Source organism: Streptomyces sp. DSM 15324, from assembly GCF_001514285.1.
Taxonomy (GTDB): Bacteria; Actinomycetota; Actinomycetes; order Streptomycetales; family Streptomycetaceae; genus Streptomyces.
The window spans coordinates 194946-211460 of the sequence record NZ_KQ949032.1; the positions used below are offsets into that span (position 1 = coordinate 194946).

The window sequence follows — 16515 nt, forward strand, 5'->3', positions numbered from 1 at the left end:
GGAGGCACGCGCTTTTGGCCACCGCTGTTTCACGTGAAACAGCGGCCGTCCGGCCCGGTTAGCCTCGGCGCATGGCGAGACTGCATCTCTTCGACCTCGACGGCACCCTGCTGCATGGCACTTCTGCTCCCCGGGAGATCTCGCGCCAACTCGGCCTGGAGGCCGAGGCGGTGGCGCTGGACCGCGCCGCGGCCGAGGGGCGGATCCAGCCGCCGGAGTACGCGCATCAGGCGCACGCACTGTGGACGAATCTCACCGAGGAGCATGTGACGGCGGCGTTCGAGGGCGCTCCCTGGCTGGCGCGCATCCGTGAGGTCTGGGCGGAGATCGGCAGCCGAGGGGAGTACTGCGCCGTCGTGTCGCTCTCGCCCTCCTTCTTTGTGGAAAAACTCACGGCCTGGGGCGCCCACGCGGCCCATGGATCACGCTTTCCCGCTCTTCCTTTCACAGAGCCGGTGGATCCGGCGGGCGTTCTCAGCGCCGCGGCGAAGGTGGTGATCGCGGATCGGCTGTGCGCGGAGTTCGGAGTGAGGCGGCAGGACTGTGTCGCGTATGGCGACTCGGGCTCCGACAAAGACCTGTTCGCAGCCGTGCCGGTCTCCGTGGCGGTCAATGCGGACCACCGTCTGGCAAGCCTCGCGACGCATTCCTACACGGGGAAGGATCTGTGGGATGCCTATGAATTGGTTCGTCCCGCCCGGTAGTTGAGGGAATCGACGGTTCACTCCCCGCCCGTTGTCCAGGGGAGGGAAGGGGGGACTTGTGTGGTCCACCGCGGCCGGTAGGGTCGACTCCGGTTCGCTTTCGGAGTCAGGCGCGCGGGGCCCTGCGCACACGTTCCGAACGGGCCGGGAACAGGGCAATGCAGCCTGATGGGGCCGAGAGAACCGAAGACCGTATGTCCGGTGTGCGCGTCTGCCGAGTGCGTGCGGAACCGAACGGAAAGCAAGCCGTCTGCCGGGGAAGCAGGCCCTTCCGAGCCAGGAAGCGCGCAGACCGACCGAAAGATGTTCGAGGCGAGGCAGACCATGGACGCTCCGACCACCAAGTCGGCCGACAACGGCACGTCCGGCGGCGGGGACGGATGGTTCGCGCCGCGCAGACAGCCGGAGCCGACCGCCGGGGGTGAGCAGGGGGCGCAGGACGGCCGCCGCCTGGCCGCACTGCGCCCGGTGGGCCGTGCCACACCCCCGCCCGGTCACGGCTCCCGTCCGACCGACGGCGACTCGCCCGTGGGCGCTGCTCAGGTGGCCGAAGAACCCGCGCAGGCGGACGCGGTGCTGCGGCAACCCGAAACGGAGCCGCAGAGCCCCTACGGCCCGTCAGGCGCCCCTGCGGCGCCGGTGGCGGCCCCACCGGAGACCGCAGGCGCCGACGCCTTCGCCCGGCCCCCTGCGGCGCAGGAGCAGCAACCGGGCACGTCGGCCGAGGCTCCTCCGCAGCGGGAAGCGGTACGACCCTCGCCTCCCCCCGATCTCATGCTCCCCGCCCAGCCTCCCGCCCCCGCCGGGGAGGGCTCTCCGGACGCCGTCCGCATCCGCCGGACCATGGCCGAGGTCGGCCCGGTGGCTGACAAGGTCACCTCGTACTTCTACGCCTTGCTGTTCGTCCGCTACCCCGAACTGCGCCCGCTCTTCCCGCCCGCGATGGACGCCCAGCGCGACCGGCTGCTCAAGGCGCTGCTGACCGCCGCCGAGCACATCGACAACACCCCGGTCCTCGTCGAGTACCTCCAGAACCTCGGCCGCGGCCACCGTAAGTACGGCACCCGGGCCGAGCACTACCCTGCCGTCGGCGAGTGCCTGATCGGCGCGCTCAGCAAGTACGCCGACGCCGTCTGGGACGCCGACACCGAAGCCGCCTGGGTCCGGGCGTACACGACGATCTCGCAGGTCATGATCGACGCGGCGGCCGTGGACGAGCTGCGCGCTCCGCCGTGGTGGCAGGCGGAGGTCGTCTCCCACGACCTCAGGACGCCGGACATCGCCGTCCTCACCCTCCGCCCCGACCAGCCCTACCCCTTCCGCGCCGGGCAGTACGCGAGTCTGGAGACACCGTGGTGGCCCAGGATCTGGCGGCATTTCTCGTTCGCTTCGGCGCCCCGCTCCGACGGACTGCTGGCCTTCCATGTGAAGGCGGTCCCGGCCGGGTGGGTGTCCAACGCCCTCGTCCACCGTGCCCGGCCCGGTGACGTCGTACGGCTCGGACCGCCGGCCGGCTCGATGACGGTCGACCACACCCGGGACAGCGGTCTGCTCTGCCTGGGCGGCGGTACCGGCATAGCCCCCATCAAGGCGCTGGTCGAGGACGTGGCCGAGCACGGCGCCCGCCGTCCGGTCGAGGTGTTCTACGGCGCCCGAAGCAACCACGACCTGTACGACATCGACACGATGCTCAGGCTCCAGCAGGCGCACTCGTGGCTGGAGGTACACCCGGTGGTCGACCGGGACGGTCTGCTCCAGCTCCCCGACGCCATACGGACCTTCGGGCCCTGGACCGCGTACGACGCCTATGTCTCCGGTCCGCCCGGCATGATCCGTAGCGGGGTGGACGCCCTGCGCGGTGTCGGCTTCCCCGTGGAGCGCATACGGCACGACTCGGTCGAGGAGCTCGTCGCCTCTGGCAGCTGACGTCGGGGCGGCCTACCGGCTCATCCGAGATCGGGCGCGTGCATGGCCCGTACGCCCTCGATGTTGCCGTCGAGGTAGTGGCGCAGCGACAGCGGCACGAGATGGACGGACGCGATGCCCACCCGGGTGAACGGCACCCAGACGATCTCGTACTCCCCGGTGGGCTCGTCGATCTCGGGTCCGTGCCGCAGGGAGGGGTCCATGGACTCCAGACGGCAGACGAAGAAGTGCTGCACCTTGACGCCGGTCGCGCCGCCGTCCTCGCCGATGTGCTCGACGGTGTCGACGAAGCAGGGGACCACATCGGTGATCTTCGCGCCGAGTTCCTCGTGGACCTCGCGGTGCAGGGCGTCGACGACGGTCGCGTCATCCGGTTCGACGCCGCCACCGGGCGTGACCCAGTACGGGTCCACACCGGGTTTGGTGCGCTTGATCAGGATGAGGTCGTCGCCGTCGAGCAGAACGGCGCGGGCAGTGCGCTTGACCACAGGTCGGACGGTCATGGGAGAAATGTGGCCCCGCATGTTCCACGTGAAACATCGCGAATCGTCACCGGGGGAGCGCATCCCGTCACGACTCCGTGGCTTGTGCGGGGCGACGACGTCCCCGCGCCGCAGGGCGGCCGAGCGCAGATACCCGGGCAGCGCCGCGAGCCCGGCACCCGCGACGGCGCAGGCGAGCACGGCGCGCGGATCGGGCACGATCACGGCGCCGGAGGCGGCGGGGCAGGAGACGAAGACACGACTCGTGCACCTCGACGACCGGGAGATTCTCCAGCGCGGAAGCACCCGTGCGGCGCAGCCTCGCCGAGTCGATCCGTTCCGCCCACCGCGGGGCTGCGATCAGGACGTGGTCCTCGTCGCAAGCGGAGTGGGCGTGAGCACGGCGGCGCGTGGCCGGGGCGTGCTGATGGCGAGGCCGGTGCGGCCGACTCTGCCGATCGGCCCCCGTCGCTACCGTGATTGAACGCTGACACAGAGTCAACTAGGCTTGTGGGTGCGGTTCTTCGGGCGTAGAACCGAGGACGGTCCGAGCCACGAGGGGGGAGGCTCGGACCGTCCGTCGCAGGGGGGACACCCAGGGGGCGTCCGCAGCCCGGTCATGGCGCCGACTCCCCCAAGGCACGCAACACGTCGGCCACCAGGTCCTCGGGATCCTCGGCGCCGACCGACAGCCGTACGAAGCCCTCCGGTACCGCGTCGCCGCCCCAGCGCCCCCGCCGCTCGGCGGTGGAGCGCACCCCGCCGAAGCTGGTCGCGTCGTCCACGAGCCGCAGCGCCTCTAGGAAACGCTCGGCACGCGCACGCGTGGGCAGCGTGAACGACACCACGCACCCGAACCGCCGCATCTGCCGGACGGCCACCTCGTGGGCCGGGTCGTCGCGCAGGCCGGGATAGCGCAGCCCGGTCACCTCCGGCCTGCCCCGCAGCGCCTCGGCGACGGCCAGGGCACTCGCGGCCTGCCGGTCGACGCGCAGCTGGAGCGTGGCGATCGAACGGTGCGCCAGCCAGGCCTCCATCGGCCCGGGGATCGCCCCGACGATCTTCCGCCAGCGGCGTACGGCGGTCATCGGCTCGCCGGCCCGCCCGCTGACGTATCCGAGGAGGACGTCGCCGTGCCCCGTGAGCTGCTTGGTGCCGCTGGCCACCGAGAAGTCGGCGCCGAGCTCCAGCGGCCGCTGTCCCAGCGGGGTCGCGAGCGTGTTGTCGACAGCCACGAGGGCGCCACGCGCGTGTGCCGCCTCGACGAGCCGCCGGATGTCGCAGACGTCGAGGCCGGGGTTGGACGGCGACTCGATCCACAGCAGCCGGGCACCGTCGAGGGCGTCGAGCTGGGCGTCGCCACCCGTCGGGGCGGTCCGCACCCCGATGCCGTACGCCTCCAACTGGGCGCTCACCAGGGGCAGCGCCTGGTAGCCGTCGCTGGGCAGGACGACCGTGTCGCCGGCGCGCAGCTGGGAGAAGAGCAGCGCCGAGATCGCGGCCATCCCGGAGGCGAAGGCGAGCGTCTCGACGTCGTCCCGCCCCGGGGCCTCCAGCCCGCCGATCGCCCGCTCCAGCCGGGTCCAGGTGGGGTTCTCGTCGCGGCCGTAGGTGTACGGCCCCGTCGGCTCCCCCGGCAGATGGTAGTGCGCGGCGAACACCGGCCCTGGCAGGGTCGGTTCGTACTTCACCGGCTCGGGCAGCCCGGCCCGTACCGCGCGGGTGCCCTCCCCCGCGTCGCCGGGGAGCCCCCCGGGGGTGGCTGAGTCGCTCATGTCCGCAGTCCTTCCAGATCCTCGCGTACGGCGGCCAGCAGGCCGTCGGCCGCCGCCTCCACCATCCCGAGGCACTCCTCGAAACCGTCCGGGCCGCCGTAGTAAGGGTCGGGCACGTCGAGGTCGCCGTCGGCGGCGGGGTCGTAGGTCCGCAGCAGACGCACCTTCGCGGCGTCCTGTGCGGTGGGCGCCAGGCGGCGCAGGGTCTTGAGGTGTCCGAAGTCCAGGGCGATCACGAGGTCGACGCGGGCGAACCAGGACGGCCGGAACATGCGGGCCGTGTGATCGAGGCCGTAGCCGTGCTCCTCCAGGACGGAGAGGGTGCGCGGGTCGGCGCCCTCGCCCTCGTGCCAGTCGCCCGTGCCGGCGCTGTCGACCTCGACCAGGTCGTCTAGACCGGCTTCCTCCACGCGCGCGCGGAAGACCGATTCGGCCATCGGCGAGCGGCAGATGTTGCCGGTGCAGACGAAACAGACGCGGTAGGTCATCGGGTGTTCAGTCCCCGTCCGGCAGGACGACGTTGAGTGCCCAGGAGACCACGGAGACGATCAGGCCGCCGCCGACCGCGGTCCAGAAGCCGTCCACGTGGAAGCTCAGGTCGAGCACGCCGGCCAGCCAGGAGGTCAGCAGCAGCATCAGGGCGTTGACGATCAGGGTGATCAGACCGAGGGTCAGGATGAAGAGCGGGAAGGTCAGCACCTTCACGATCGGCTTGACCAGGAAGTTCACCAGGCCGAAGAGCAGGGCGACGCCCAGGAGGGTGACGATCTCCTTGCCCTTGTCGTCACCGGACAGGGTTATGCCCGACAGGGCCCAGACGGCGACCGCCAGAGCACCCGCGTTGGCGATCGTCTTGACTACGAAATTCTTCATGTGTCTGATCGTGGCAGAGAGATCGGCAACGGGCACCGGGCGAGGGCGGACGAACAAGATGAAGGCATTCCGGTTGGACGAACTGGAGGCGGAGCGCGCTTCCAACGACGGCGCCTACCTGCAGTTCCTGCGGGAGCGGAACATGTCCGTCGGGCTGTACGCGCTCGACGCGGGGGCACACGACCCACAGAACCCCCACCGCCAGGACGAGGTGTACTTCGTCGTCAGCGGACGGGCCTCGATCACCGTGGGCCTGGAGACCACCGAGGTGGCGCGCGGCAGCGTGGTGTACGTCCCGGCCGGGGTCGCCCACAAGTTCCACCACATCAGCGAGGACCTGCGGGTGCTGGTGGTGTTCTCTCCGCCCGAGGCCTGATCCGGATCTCCGGGTTCCCTAGGGGATCGATCAGGGGAGGACAAGGGGCGCCGGGCCCCCGCCGGCGCCCCCCGCGGACCTAGCATCGACGGCAGGACGCCGGAAGCATCCGGACTCACAGGAGTTCGGGCCGGACCGCGACGAGGACAAAGGACGAGGGCGATGCGAGAGATCTTCGCGGGACTGCCGTGGTGGGTGAAGTGGGTGGCGGTGCCGGTCATCGCCCTGGTCGTCTTCGGCGGCCTGATAGCCAGCGTCGTGGGCTTCCTGGTGTGGCTCCTGTTCAAGGTGCTGATCTTCGTGGCCCTGGTCGGCGGACTGGTCTACGTCGTGCGGAAGTTCATGGCGGGTTCCACCTCGCGCGGCGACTGGTAGGCGGGGCGGGAGACCGCCGAGCGGTAACAGGATTCACCTGTTCCCTCGGCCGGGGGAAGTTTCGGGCAGGGCCGGTTCCCGGGCGGTGGCGGGCGGTTAAAGTCCCAAACTCGACGGGGGACAAGACCCCCGCGAGCGGCGTACACCCCCCCTCCCGTGTCTCCCCGCACGGGCCGCCCCCTCGCGCTTCGGGAGTGACCCCATGGCCCTGGTCGACACCGCCTCCCCTGAAACCCACGCACCCACCGCCCCGCGTGCCCCCACGCCCAGGCTCCAGCGCCCCCCGGGCACGGGACTCCCCGAGCAGCCGCGTCCCACGACAACCGAGCCGAACTCCGCCATGACGCTGATCGGCTCCGTGCAGCGCGCGATGCGCCTGCTGGAGTCCGTCGCCGAGCACCAGTGCGGCGCTCCGGCCAAGCAACTGGCCCGGGAGACCGGACTCGCGCTCCCCACGGCCTACCACCTGCTGCGCACCCTCGTGCACGAAGGCTATCTACGCCGGGACAAGGGGCTGTTCTTCCTCGGCGAGGCGGCGGAGCGGCTGGCCGGCAGCGGAGCCGCGCAGAAACGTCGCAGCACGGTCGCCGACACTCTCGCCCAGTGGCGTGATTCGATCGGTGCCCCCGTGTACTACGCCCGGTACCGCGACGGCGAGATCGAGATCATGTGTGTCTCCGACACCCCGGGCAATCCCGCGGTGCAGGAGTGGGCCGACTTCCGTGAGACCGCGCACGCGCACGCCATCGGCCAGTGCCTGCTGTCCCAGATGGACGAGAGCGCCCGCCGTGATCACCTGGACCGCCACCCCGTGCGGTCGATCACCCCGTACACGGTGCGTGACGACCACACCCTGCTGCGACGCCTGGAGCGGACCCCACGCATGGAACCGGTCGTGGAGAGGCAGGAATACGCGTTGGGCACGGTGTGCGCCGCGGTCCCGATCACCGTGGGCGCCACGGCGGCCACGATGGCCATCTCCCTGCCCTCCCGGCAGGCCGACCGGCTGCTCCCGGCGGCACGGCAGTTGCAGAGCGAGATCGGGAGCAAGTTGGGGTCAATCGCGATCTCTATCAGTATGTGAAAACTCACTCCTTGTGATCTGTTGTGCACGTTCAGCAAGATGCGGTGCAGTGTCAGGGGTTGATTACCGGCCATTCGACGGCAAATGACGGGGTAACGCGATGCGCGAGTCCGTACAGGCAGTTCAGGCAGAAGTCATGATGAGCTTCCTCGTGTCCGAGGAGCTCTCGTTCCGCATCCCGGTGGAGCTGGGCTATGAGTCGCGCGATCCCTATGCCGTACGGCTCACCTTCCACCTTCCCGGTGACGCCCCGGTGACCTGGGCGTTCGGGCGTGAGTTGCTCATCGACGGGGTGGGCAGGCCGTGCGGGGAGGGGGACGTCCGGGTCTCGCCGGTGGACCCCGATGTGCTCGGCGAGGTCCTTATCCGGCTTCAGGTGGGCGGTGACCAGGCGTTGTTCCGGTCCTCGGCGGCGCCTCTGGTGGCTTTCCTGGACCGCACCGACAAGCTGGTCCCGCTGGGCCAGGAGGGGGCGCTCGCCGACTTCGACGCCCACCTCGACGAGGCGCTGGACCGGATCCTCGCGGAGGAGCGGAGCACCGGCTGACCTCCGACAGCCGGCGCAGGCGTAACGCTTCGCCAGGGGGGTGGGGCCACGCAGGAACGCTTCTTCTGGGGGCGGCCGCTTCCGGGCGCCCGCCCCCGACGTCAGTGCTTGCGCCGTCTCCCCCGGCCGCCGCGCGGCTGCCCGGGACCTGCTTCCGGCGCCCCTGCCGGGGCCATCTCCGGCACCGCCGCGGCCGCCGTACCCGCCTCCGGGCGGTCCGCGGCGACCACGAGAGCCGCGAGGGCCGTGGTGACCGGCACCGACGCCACCAGACCGATCGAGCCGACCAGCGTGCGCACGATCTCCTCGGCGACCAGCTCGCTGTTGGCGACCGTGCCCACACTGCTCTGCGCGATCGAGAAGAGCAGCAGCAACGGCAGCGCGGCACCGGCGTAGGCGAGCACGAGCGTGTTCACCACGGACGCGATGTGGTCGCGGCCGATGCGGATGCCGGCCCGGTACAGCCCGCGCCAGCCCATCGCCGGGTTCGCCTCGTGCAGCTCCCAGACCGCGGACGTCTGGGTGACCGTCACGTCGTCGAGCACACCGAGTGAGCCGATGATGATGCCGGCGAGCAGCAGACCGCTCATGTCGATCGACGGGTACAGACCGTGGATCAGGCCGGTGTTGTCGTCCGTGTTGCCGGTGAGCGCGGCCCAGTCGACGAACCAGGAGCCGAGGAAGCCGATCAGCATCAGCGAGATGAGGGTGCCGAGCACGGCGACGGACGTACGGGCCGACAGCCCGTGGCACAGATACAGGGCGATCAACATGATGGCGCTGGACCCCACCACGGCCACCAGCAGCGGGTTCGAGCCCTGGAGGATCGCGGGCAGGATGAAGAAGTTCAGGATCAAGAAGCTCGCGGCGAGCGCCACCAGGGCCATGACACCGCGCAGCCGCCCGACGACCACCACGGCGACCGCGAAGATCACGGCCAGCACCGTCATCGGGATCCGGCGGTTCACATCGGTGACCGAGTACTGCAGGTCCTTGGGTGCCGAGGGCTCGTAGGCGACCACGACCTGCTCGCCCTGCTCCAACTGCCGTGACTGGTCAGGCTGGACGATCTCGGTGAAGGTCCGGCCCTTGTCGTCGCCGGTGTCCACGCGGATCGTGGCCTTCTTGCAGGTGGCGCCCCCCTTCTGCTCGGTGGACGAGCCGTCGGCGGGGGAAGCGCCGCCGATCGGGGTGCCACCGGAGGCGTTCACCGACTGGCAGCTCACCTTGACGACCTTGGTCACCGTGGCGTGCTGCGTCTGCCGGTCGAAGCCGACGCCGGTCCGCTCATGCGCCGGGGCACCGCCCGGCCACAGCACCACCAGCCCGACCAGCACCGCCGCGGCGAAGGGGATCAGGATGGCTCCGATGACCTTGCGTAGATGCTGGGAGACCGGTGCGGCCGGACCGTGGCTGTGGCTGTGCCCATGCCCATGCCCGTGTCCGCCTCCGGAACCGCTGCTCTGTCCTCCGGTGTGACCGTCCTCGGAGCCGTGCCGGTGGCCTCCGCCTGCTCCGGGTCCGGAGGGCTGGGGCCCATGGTGATCGGGCCCATGATGATCGGGCCCATGATGAGCGGGCCCGTGGTGCCCAGGCCCGGGGCGGGGGCCCGGACGATGCCCGTAGCCGGGCCCGACCTCGTGGCCGCGGTCGAACCCACCACCGAAGCTGAAGTCGCGTTCGTCCTGGCGCCCCTGTGCGGCCGGTCCGCCCTGCGGGGCGTTGACCGGTCTGGGGCCTGGGCCGCCATCAGGTCGGGGACCAGGTCCGCCACCGGCGCCGGGCCTGCGGGGCGGCTCTCCGGGCGGGTACGGGGGCTGGTGTGTCGTGGTCACCGCCAGATCATCGCAAGAACGGCAGAGGCCCACTGTTCACCGCGCCACACCTACCGCTAGCGTGGAGCCACTTTTGCACACGCGGGAGCTCGGAGCACCGGGCTGAGAGGGCGCTGACCTCCGTCTTCGCGATGTTTCACGTGGAACGTCACGACAGCGAGTGATGTTTCACATGAAACGTCGGCAGACGGTAGCCGCTGCGTCGACCGCCGAACCTGTTACCGGGTAATGCCGGCGTAGGGAGTAGGTCTCATGACCAACAAGGACGCACGCACGCCTGCCTTCACGCAGAACGCGGCCGACACAAACACGGCCGAGGCGATCAGCGAGAAGAGCGGGACGTCCATCGGCTGGCACAAGGGGTACATCGAGGGCGCTCGCCCCGACCTGCGGGTGCCGGTCCGCCAGGTGCATCTCACCAACGGACAGTCGGTCACGCTGTACGACACCTCCGGGCCGTACACGGATCCGCTCGCCGACACCGACGTACGCAGGGGCCTGGCGCCGCTGCGGGAGAACTGGATCATCGCCCGCGGTGACACGCAGGAGTACGCGGGCCGGCCCGTCCGGCCCGAGGACGACGGCGTCAAGCACACCTCGCCGCGCGGTGGGCTGCGTAATCTCGACGCGGTGTTCCCGGGCCGTCCGCGACTGCCGCGCCGGAGCCGGGACGGCAGGGCGGTCACCCAGCTCGCGTACGCCCGCAGGGGCGAGATCACGCCCGAGATGGAGTTCGTGGCCCTCAGGGAGAACGTTTCTCCCGAGGTGGTGCGCGAGGAGATCGCGGCCGGGCGCGCGGTGCTGCCGGCCAATGTCAACCACCCGGAGATCGAGCCGATGATCATCGGCAAGAGGTTCCTGGTGAAGGTCAACGCCAACATCGGCAACTCGGCGGTGACCTCCTCCATCGAGGAGGAGGTCGAGAAGATGACCTGGGCGACCCGCTGGGGCGCCGACACGGTCATGGACCTCTCCACCGGCCGCAACATCCACACCACCCGGGAGTGGGTGCTGCGCAATTCCCCCGTCCCCATCGGCACGGTGCCGCTGTACCAGGCGCTGGAGAAGGTCGACGGCAGGGCCGAGGAACTGACCTGGGAGATCTACAAGGACACCGTCATCGAGCAGGCCGAGCAGGGCGTGGACTACATGACGGTCCACGCGGGCGTGCGCCTCGCGTACGTCCCGCTCACCGCGAACCGCAAGACCGGCATCGTCTCGCGCGGCGGCTCGATCATGGCGGCCTGGTGCCTGGCGCACCACAAGGAGTCGTTCCTGTACGAGAACTTCGAGGAACTCTGCGAGATCCTCGCCGCCTACGACGTCACGTACTCGCTGGGAGACGGTCTGCGGCCGGGCTCGATCGCGGACGCCAACGACGAGGCGCAGTTCGCGGAGTTGCGCACGCTCGGGGAACTCAACACGATCGCCAAGCGTTTTCACGTACAGACCATGATCGAAGGCCCGGGACACGTCCCGATGCACAAGATCAAGGAGAACATCGACCTTCAGCAGGAGATCTGCGATGAAGCTCCGTTCTATACGCTCGGCCCGCTGACGACGGACGTCGCCCCGGGGTACGACCACATCACCTCCGGCATCGGCGCCGCGATGATCGCCTGGTGGGGCACGGCCATGCTCTGCTATGTCACGCCCAAGGAGCACCTGGGCCTGCCCAACCGTGACGACGTCAAGACCGGTGTCATCACCTACAAGATCGCCGCCCACGCCGCCGACCTCGCCAAGGGCCACCCCGGAGCACAGGAGTGGGACGACGCGCTGTCCGACGCCCGCTTCGAGTTCCGCTGGGAGGACCAGTTCAACCTGGCCCTCGACCCGGACACGGCCCGCGACTTCCACGACGAGACCCTCCCGGCCGAGCCGGCCAAGACGGCTCACTTCTGCTCGATGTGCGGGCCGAAGTTCTGCTCGATGAAGATCAGTCAAAGCATCACAGAGCGGTTCGGTGGTGTGGCGGCTGAAGGGGCGTCTCCGGAGGAGGTCGCGGAGGGGATGCTCCAGAAGTCGAAGGAGTTCGCGGCCTCGGGCAACCGGGTCTACCTCCCCTTGGCGGACTGACGTTCGTCTGCTCACTGTGCTGCTCTGGGGGAGCCGCAGACGGATTTCCCCAGAGCAGCGTCTCGGCACAGGGGTTTCCCACATCCGGCGGACCCGGCACGCTCTCTGTACCGAGGCGGACCGTCATGCCGCGATGGCAGGGCAGGACGACCAGGGCGTGGGTGAGGGGAAAAAGGGTGGATGTGGAGTTTGTGCCGGTCAGAGGCGCGCTGCGCTCACTGGGCTGGGATGGCGACATGCTGTTGGACCTTGCCGGAGGTGGCAGGCGCTGGAGCCTTGACGGCACTGAACATCCGACCTCAGTGGACTTCGGTCGGCCATTCGATCAGGCGGTGAGCTCTCCCTCCGGGCGGTACGCGGTCGTTTACGGAGAACGGGACACCACGGCGCTCGTCCTGGACGGCGCCAGCGGGCTACGCGAGATGGGACGAAGCTCCTATCACGCTGCTGATTTCGATTACCCGGTGGCGCTCGGCAGGCTCCCGGACGGTCGGGAGATCCTGGTCCATTGCCCGGATGAGTACAACGTGCTGCAGATCGACGACCTCGTATCGGGGGCGCGGCTCACCACTGGCGACCGCACGCCGACGGACGTGTTCCACTCGCGTCTGTCGGTAAGTCCGGATGGCCGGCACCTTCTGATGGCAGGCTGGTTCTGGAGCCCGTTCGGCATCGCTCGTGTCTACGATCTCGCGGAGGCGCTCGCCGACTCGGCGACGCTCGATGGCGACGGAGTCCTGCCGATGTCCCCCGGATCCGATGCCGAAGTCGCGTCCGCCTGCTGGTTGGACGGTGATCGTCTCGCCGTTGCGACGACTGATGAGGTCTTCGACGACGAAGAGGCACCCAACCTGGGGCCGAGACAGCTCGGCGTGTGGTCGGTCTCCGGACGGCAATGGCTGGCTCGGAGTTCCGTCAACTACCCCATCGGAACACTTCTCCCTCGCAATGCTCAGGTCATCTCGTTGTACGAGCATCCCCGGTTGATCGACACCGAGACCGGAGCTGTTGTCGCGGAGTGGCCCGGAGTGAAGGTCGCGCCGAAGGACGGAAGCTTCGGCGTCACGCATATCCCCACACCCTGGGCAGCGCTCGACGCAACCGGCACCCGCCTGGCTGTCGCACAGGACGGCGGTATCGCATTGATCGAGCTGCCGCCCCCGAGACCCTGATTCCGGCCGCTAGTCGTCCTTGATGAAGATCTCCCAGGACATCCGCCGTACGCACGGGGGAAGCCCGCAGGAGGCCGAGGAGGGCATGACTCAGAAGTCGCAGGAGTTCGCGGCCGGCGGGAACCGGGTGTATCTGCCGATCGCGGACTGAGTCCCGCGCGGCGGGCGGAGCCGGAGGGGCGTGCCCTCGGCCTTCCGGCTCCCCCGTCCGGCTGCCCGGGGCAGTGGCCCTTCGTCAGGACGGGGCGTCCTGGGGGTACCAGCGGAGTTCCACGGTGTTGCCGTCCGGATCCGCGATGTACACCGAGGTGGCGACGCCGCGTGCGCCGAAGCGTTGTGCGGGGCCTTCGAGGACCGTGAGGGTTCCGGCCGCGATGAACTCCTCCCAGTCCACGGGGTCGACGGCGAGACAGATGTGGTCGACGTTCGACTCCCCGCGCGGGTGTTCCAGCAGGTCGACGATCGTCTCGGGGGTGATACGCACCGACGGGAAGGGGATCTCGCCGGCCCGCCACTCGGCCACGCGGACCGGTTCCAGGCCGAGGAGCCCGGTGTAGAAGTCCAGGGACCGCTCGACATCGGCGACATTGAGGACCAGGTGGTCGAAGCCCCTCACACGCAGGGCGGGAGGCGGAGTCGTGGGAGGCATGAGGCTTCCTTGGGGTCGGGTGACCGGGTGGCGTCGTCCCTTCTCACGATCCGCCGGTGGGGAGCCGCCATCAAGACCGGGGCTGTGGACGGACGTCCTCCGGTGGCGGCCCAGGTGCTTGACTGAGCCCATGAACGCGCGATCCATGAGCAAGGGCGCGAACGTGCCGGTCGACTCCTCCGCCGTCCGGGCGGAACTCAGCTGGTCCGAGGGGGCCGGAGGACCGGACATCGACGCCTCCGCACTGCTGCTGACCAGCGCCGGACGGGTGCGGGACGACGGGGACTTCGTCTTCTACAACCAGCCGCGCCATGCCTCCGGAGCCGTCACCCACCTCGGCAAACAGCGGGCCGACGGGGTTCTGACCGACACGGTCCAGGTGGACCTCGGCGCGTTGGAGAGCGCCGTCACGCGGGTGGTGCTGGGGGCGTCGGCCGACGGCGGCACCTTCGGGCAGGTGGCCGGGCTCACGCTCCGGCTGCTCGGCCCGGACGGGCGGTCCGAGCTGGCGCGCTTCGAGATGCGGGCCGAGACGGAGACCGCGTTCCTCTGCGGCGAGCTGTATCTGCGCGAGGGACGCTGGAAGTTCCGCGCCATCGGCCAGGGATACGCCTCCGGACTCGCCGGCCTGGCCACCGACTTCGGCATCACGGTCGACGAGGAGCCCCCGCCGGCCGGGACCCCCGCACCGGCTCCGGCCCAGCCCGCGCCGCCGACGTCCGCCCAGCCCCCCTCCGCCTCGGCCGTCCCGGCTGTCACGCCGCACCTGACCAAGGGCGAGGAACAGCTCCCCGTCGACATGCGCAAGCGGCTCTCCCTCCGAAAGGAGCAGGTCGCCGTCAGCCTGACCAAGCGGGGCGCCGCCGGTGTCCGGGCGCGGATCCTGCTGGTGCTGGACGCCTCCGGATCCATGGCGTTCCTGTACTCGCGCGGGGTCGTGGCGGACGTCGTGGAGCGCATGGCCGCGGTGGCGGCGCAGCTCGACGACGACGGTGAGATGCAGGCCTGGACGTTCGCCAGCAATCCCGCCCGGCTCCCCGATCTCCGGCTCGCCGAACTCCCCGAGTGGCTGCGGCTGCATGTCCGGGTGGGCGAGATCAGTCTGTTCCGCCGCGGCAGGAAACCCCGCAAGGGGCTGGAGCCCGGTCAGGTGGACATGCGGACGGTCGGCATCCAGAACGAGGAGCAGAAGGCGATCGCCGAGGTCAGGGCGTATGTGCGGGAGAATCCCACGCCCCTGCCCACGCTGGTGTTGTTCTTCTCGGACGGAGGGGTCTACCGCGACGCGGCGATCGAGCAGGAGCTGCGCGCGGCGGTCGAGGAGCCGGTCTTCTGGCAGTTCGTGGGGCTCGGCCGGTCCAACTACGGCGTCCTGGAGCGGTTCGACACCCTCCCCGGCCGGCGCGTCGACAACGTCGGCTTCTTCGCCGTGGACGACATCAGCGCCGTACCGGATCAGGAACTCTACGACCGGCTGCTGTCGGAGTTCCCGTCCTGGATCACGGAGGCCGGACGCGCCGGCATCCTCTGAGCGGCCGTAGGACCGTGAGCGGCCGTATGACCCCCGCCACCACGGCACCCTCCCCGCACCACGCCCCCGGACCACCCCAGCGATGGGCTTGCGCTCCCCGACCCCAGGTATGCGGGGGCGCAAGCCGACTGGCCATGCCGGCTGGCTATTCCGGCTGGTGCTCCGGGCCGCCGAAGTCCGGGCTCGTGTAGTCCGGGCTGGTGAAGCTCGGGCGCGGGCCCGCCGCGGGGCCGTCGTCGGGGCTGGTGAAGCCCGGACGGTCGTACCCGATCTTCGGCAGCCGGCCGGTGGGCGCGGGCGGGGCCGGGTCGGGGGACAGGAGCGTCGTGCTCGGGCCGGCGAGGGCCTCCCGCAGGAACGGCAGGATGCCCCGCTCCAGCAGGGCCTCCCGCCAGGCGTCCTTCGCCCGCTCGACCTCGTCGTTCAGTTCGCCGTACGGTCCCGCCTCCAGGGAGGGACGGTTGCGCAGGGCGGTGAGCAGCAGCCCCACGGTGGCGACCAGGATCGCCAGGGCGGCGATCGCCCCGAACGTCCATCCGACGTTGAGCATGGCGTGGGCGGCCGTCCGGTCGGGGTCCATCGCCCGCAGGAGATAGCCGACCAGCAGGAAGATCAACGCGGCGGTGCCGGCGAGGACCGGGGTGAGCACGGCGGCGACGGCCACGGCGCCCGCTCCGGCGGCCTCGGCGGCCTGCGCCGCGTCGCCCACAGTGGTCGCAAGCCCCACCGCGCCCGCGCCCGGCTCCTCCGAACCGGACTCACGCGGGGACGAAGGGGTGGACGGCGCCGGGTGACGCAGTTCCTCGCGGACCTTTATGTAGTGCTGGTACTCGGTCGCCGCGGCCGCCGTGATGAGCGCGGAGGCGTTGAGCGCCATGGTGCGCAGTTGTTCGGGATTGAGCCGCCGTCCGACAGCGGCCGGTTCCAGGTGATGTGGTGCGGAGCGCAGCGCCTCGTCGAGGACCCGCTCGTACTCCTGGCGGTCCTCACTGTGCAGGTGCTGCGGAACGCTGTTCATGTGCATCCCCCGATGCTCCGTAGGGCTTGGGGCTCGCATGCCAACGAGCCGTCGGGCAGAAACGGAGGGGAGCCTGCTACGGATAAGCC

Annotated in this window: 16 protein-coding genes, 2 pseudogenes and 1 riboswitch; of the genes and pseudogenes, 10 read left to right on the forward strand and 8 right to left on the reverse strand. The window is 70.1% G+C overall.

The window, feature by feature from the left end:
- Nucleotides 1-71: 71 nt before the first annotated feature.
- Both AQJ58_RS28855 and AQJ58_RS28860 read left to right on the forward strand, forming a co-directional pair.
- A complete protein-coding gene (locus AQJ58_RS28855) occupies nt 72-704 on the forward strand; it encodes an HAD family hydrolase (RefSeq protein ID WP_067255443.1) in 633 nt (210 codons plus the stop codon).
- Between the two features lie 324 nt (nt 705-1028).
- Nucleotides 1029-2630, forward strand: coding sequence for a globin domain-containing protein (locus tag AQJ58_RS28860; RefSeq protein ID WP_234360327.1), 1602 nt, complete (start codon nt 1029-1031; stop codon nt 2628-2630).
- A gap of 20 nt (nt 2631-2650) precedes the next feature.
- Here the strand turns inward: AQJ58_RS28860 and AQJ58_RS28865 are convergent, their stop codons facing one another.
- From AQJ58_RS28865 to AQJ58_RS28880, 5 genes and pseudogenes are all read right to left on the reverse strand, one after another.
- Nucleotides 2651-3133, reverse strand: a complete 483-nt coding sequence (locus AQJ58_RS28865) for an NUDIX hydrolase (protein ID WP_067255444.1) — start codon at nt 3131-3133, stop codon at nt 2651-2653.
- Between the two features lie 90 nt (nt 3134-3223).
- Nucleotides 3224-3559, reverse strand: a pseudogene (locus AQJ58_RS44915) (LysR family transcriptional regulator); the annotation flags it as partial.
- Nucleotides 3560-3729: 170 nt separating this feature from the next.
- A complete protein-coding gene (locus AQJ58_RS28870) occupies nt 3730-4887 on the reverse strand; it encodes a cystathionine gamma-lyase (protein WP_067255445.1) in 1158 nt (385 codons plus the stop codon).
- Nucleotides 4884-5375 carry a low molecular weight protein-tyrosine-phosphatase gene (locus AQJ58_RS28875; protein ID WP_067255447.1) on the reverse strand — a complete coding sequence of 164 codons (492 nt, stop codon included), beginning with the start codon at nt 5373-5375 and terminating at the stop codon, nt 4884-4886. Before AQJ58_RS28875 ends, AQJ58_RS28870 begins: the two co-directional genes overlap by 4 nt.
- A gap of 7 nt (nt 5376-5382) precedes the next feature.
- Entirely contained in the window at nt 5383-5760 is a 378-nt protein-coding gene (locus AQJ58_RS28880; RefSeq protein ID WP_067255449.1) for a phage holin family protein, read from the reverse strand.
- A 58-nt stretch (nt 5761-5818) separates the two neighbouring features.
- On the opposite strand from AQJ58_RS28880, the gene AQJ58_RS28885 reads away from it, so the two are divergent.
- From AQJ58_RS28885 to AQJ58_RS28900, 4 genes are all read left to right on the forward strand, one after another.
- Nucleotides 5819-6136 (forward strand): cupin domain-containing protein, encoded by a 318-nt coding sequence (locus AQJ58_RS28885; RefSeq protein WP_067255451.1) that lies wholly within the window; start codon nt 5819-5821, stop codon nt 6134-6136.
- A 162-nt stretch (nt 6137-6298) separates the two neighbouring features.
- Nucleotides 6299-6511, forward strand: coding sequence for a DUF5326 family protein (locus AQJ58_RS28890; RefSeq protein WP_067255453.1), 213 nt, complete (start codon nt 6299-6301; stop codon nt 6509-6511).
- Between the two features lie 202 nt (nt 6512-6713).
- Nucleotides 6714-7595 (forward strand): IclR family transcriptional regulator, encoded by an 882-nt coding sequence (locus AQJ58_RS28895; protein ID WP_199844710.1) that lies wholly within the window; start codon nt 6714-6716, stop codon nt 7593-7595.
- Nucleotides 7596-7695: 100 nt separating this feature from the next.
- On the forward strand, nt 7696-8142 hold the full coding sequence (locus AQJ58_RS28900) for an SsgA family sporulation/cell division regulator (protein ID WP_067255455.1): 447 nt from the start codon (nt 7696-7698) through the stop codon (nt 8140-8142).
- 101 nt (nt 8143-8243) lie between these two features.
- On the opposite strand, the gene AQJ58_RS28905 is transcribed toward AQJ58_RS28900, so the two are convergent.
- Nucleotides 8244-9977 (reverse strand): YibE/F family protein, encoded by a 1734-nt coding sequence (locus AQJ58_RS28905; RefSeq protein WP_079079306.1) that lies wholly within the window; start codon nt 9975-9977, stop codon nt 8244-8246.
- 71 nt (nt 9978-10048) lie between these two features.
- A riboswitch (TPP riboswitch) is annotated at nt 10049-10237 on the forward strand.
- Between AQJ58_RS28905 and thiC the strand changes: the two genes are divergently transcribed.
- From thiC to AQJ58_RS28925, 3 genes and pseudogenes are all read left to right on the forward strand, one after another.
- Nucleotides 10230-12056 (forward strand): phosphomethylpyrimidine synthase ThiC, encoded by a 1827-nt coding sequence (gene thiC, locus AQJ58_RS28915; protein WP_067255462.1) that lies wholly within the window; start codon nt 10230-10232, stop codon nt 12054-12056. It overlaps the preceding riboswitch by 8 nt.
- Nucleotides 12057-12232: 176 nt before the next feature.
- Nucleotides 12233-13228: a WD40 repeat domain-containing protein gene (locus tag AQJ58_RS28920; RefSeq protein ID WP_234360328.1), complete on the forward strand. Its 996-nt coding sequence runs from the start codon at nt 12233-12235 to the stop codon at nt 13226-13228.
- A gap of 22 nt (nt 13229-13250) precedes the next feature.
- Nucleotides 13251-13379, forward strand: a pseudogene (locus AQJ58_RS28925) (thiamine biosynthesis protein ThiC); the annotation flags it as partial.
- Between the two features lie 84 nt (nt 13380-13463).
- On the opposite strand, the gene AQJ58_RS28930 reads toward AQJ58_RS28925, so the two are convergent.
- Nucleotides 13464-13877 (reverse strand): VOC family protein, encoded by a 414-nt coding sequence (locus tag AQJ58_RS28930; RefSeq protein WP_067255466.1) that lies wholly within the window; start codon nt 13875-13877, stop codon nt 13464-13466.
- A 130-nt stretch (nt 13878-14007) separates the two neighbouring features.
- Between AQJ58_RS28930 and AQJ58_RS28935 the strand changes: the two genes are divergently transcribed.
- Complete coding sequence (locus AQJ58_RS28935) at nt 14008-15408, forward strand: VWA domain-containing protein (protein WP_067255468.1); 1401 nt, start codon at nt 14008-14010, stop codon at nt 15406-15408.
- 145 nt (nt 15409-15553) lie between these two features.
- Here the strand turns inward: AQJ58_RS28935 and AQJ58_RS28940 are convergent, their stop codons facing one another.
- Nucleotides 15554-16432: a hypothetical protein gene (locus AQJ58_RS28940; protein ID WP_067255470.1), complete on the reverse strand. Its 879-nt coding sequence runs from the start codon at nt 16430-16432 to the stop codon at nt 15554-15556.
- Between the last annotated feature and the right edge of the window lie 83 nt (nt 16433-16515).

Excerpts from the sequence above, each read along its gene's own strand:
- AQJ58_RS28855 (WP_067255443.1), top strand. The coding sequence starts at position 72 with ATGGCGAGACTGCATCTCTTCGACCTCGACGGCACCCTGCTGCATGGC.
- AQJ58_RS28860 (WP_234360327.1), top strand. The coding sequence starts at position 1,029 with ATGGACGCTCCGACCACCAAGTCGGCCGACAACGGCACGTCCGGCGGC.
- AQJ58_RS28865 (WP_067255444.1), bottom strand. The coding sequence starts at position 3,133 with ATGACCGTCCGACCTGTGGTCAAGCGCACTGCCCGCGCCGTTCTGCTC.
- AQJ58_RS28870 (WP_067255445.1), bottom strand. The coding sequence starts at position 4,887 with ATGAGCGACTCAGCCACCCCCGGGGGGCTCCCCGGCGACGCGGGGGAG.
- AQJ58_RS28875 (WP_067255447.1), bottom strand. The coding sequence starts at position 5,375 with ATGACCTACCGCGTCTGTTTCGTCTGCACCGGCAACATCTGCCGCTCG.
- AQJ58_RS28880 (WP_067255449.1), bottom strand. The coding sequence starts at position 5,760 with ATGAAGAATTTCGTAGTCAAGACGATCGCCAACGCGGGTGCTCTGGCG.
- AQJ58_RS28885 (WP_067255451.1), top strand. The coding sequence starts at position 5,819 with ATGAAGGCATTCCGGTTGGACGAACTGGAGGCGGAGCGCGCTTCCAAC.
- AQJ58_RS28890 (WP_067255453.1), top strand. The coding sequence starts at position 6,299 with ATGCGAGAGATCTTCGCGGGACTGCCGTGGTGGGTGAAGTGGGTGGCG.
- AQJ58_RS28895 (WP_199844710.1), top strand. The coding sequence starts at position 6,714 with ATGGCCCTGGTCGACACCGCCTCCCCTGAAACCCACGCACCCACCGCC.
- AQJ58_RS28900 (WP_067255455.1), top strand. The coding sequence starts at position 7,696 with ATGCGCGAGTCCGTACAGGCAGTTCAGGCAGAAGTCATGATGAGCTTC.
- thiC (WP_067255462.1), top strand. The coding sequence starts at position 10,230 with ATGACCAACAAGGACGCACGCACGCCTGCCTTCACGCAGAACGCGGCC.
- AQJ58_RS28930 (WP_067255466.1), bottom strand. The coding sequence starts at position 13,877 with ATGCCTCCCACGACTCCGCCTCCCGCCCTGCGTGTGAGGGGCTTCGAC.
- AQJ58_RS28935 (WP_067255468.1), top strand. The coding sequence starts at position 14,008 with ATGAACGCGCGATCCATGAGCAAGGGCGCGAACGTGCCGGTCGACTCC.
- AQJ58_RS28940 (WP_067255470.1), bottom strand. The coding sequence starts at position 16,432 with ATGCACATGAACAGCGTTCCGCAGCACCTGCACAGTGAGGACCGCCAG.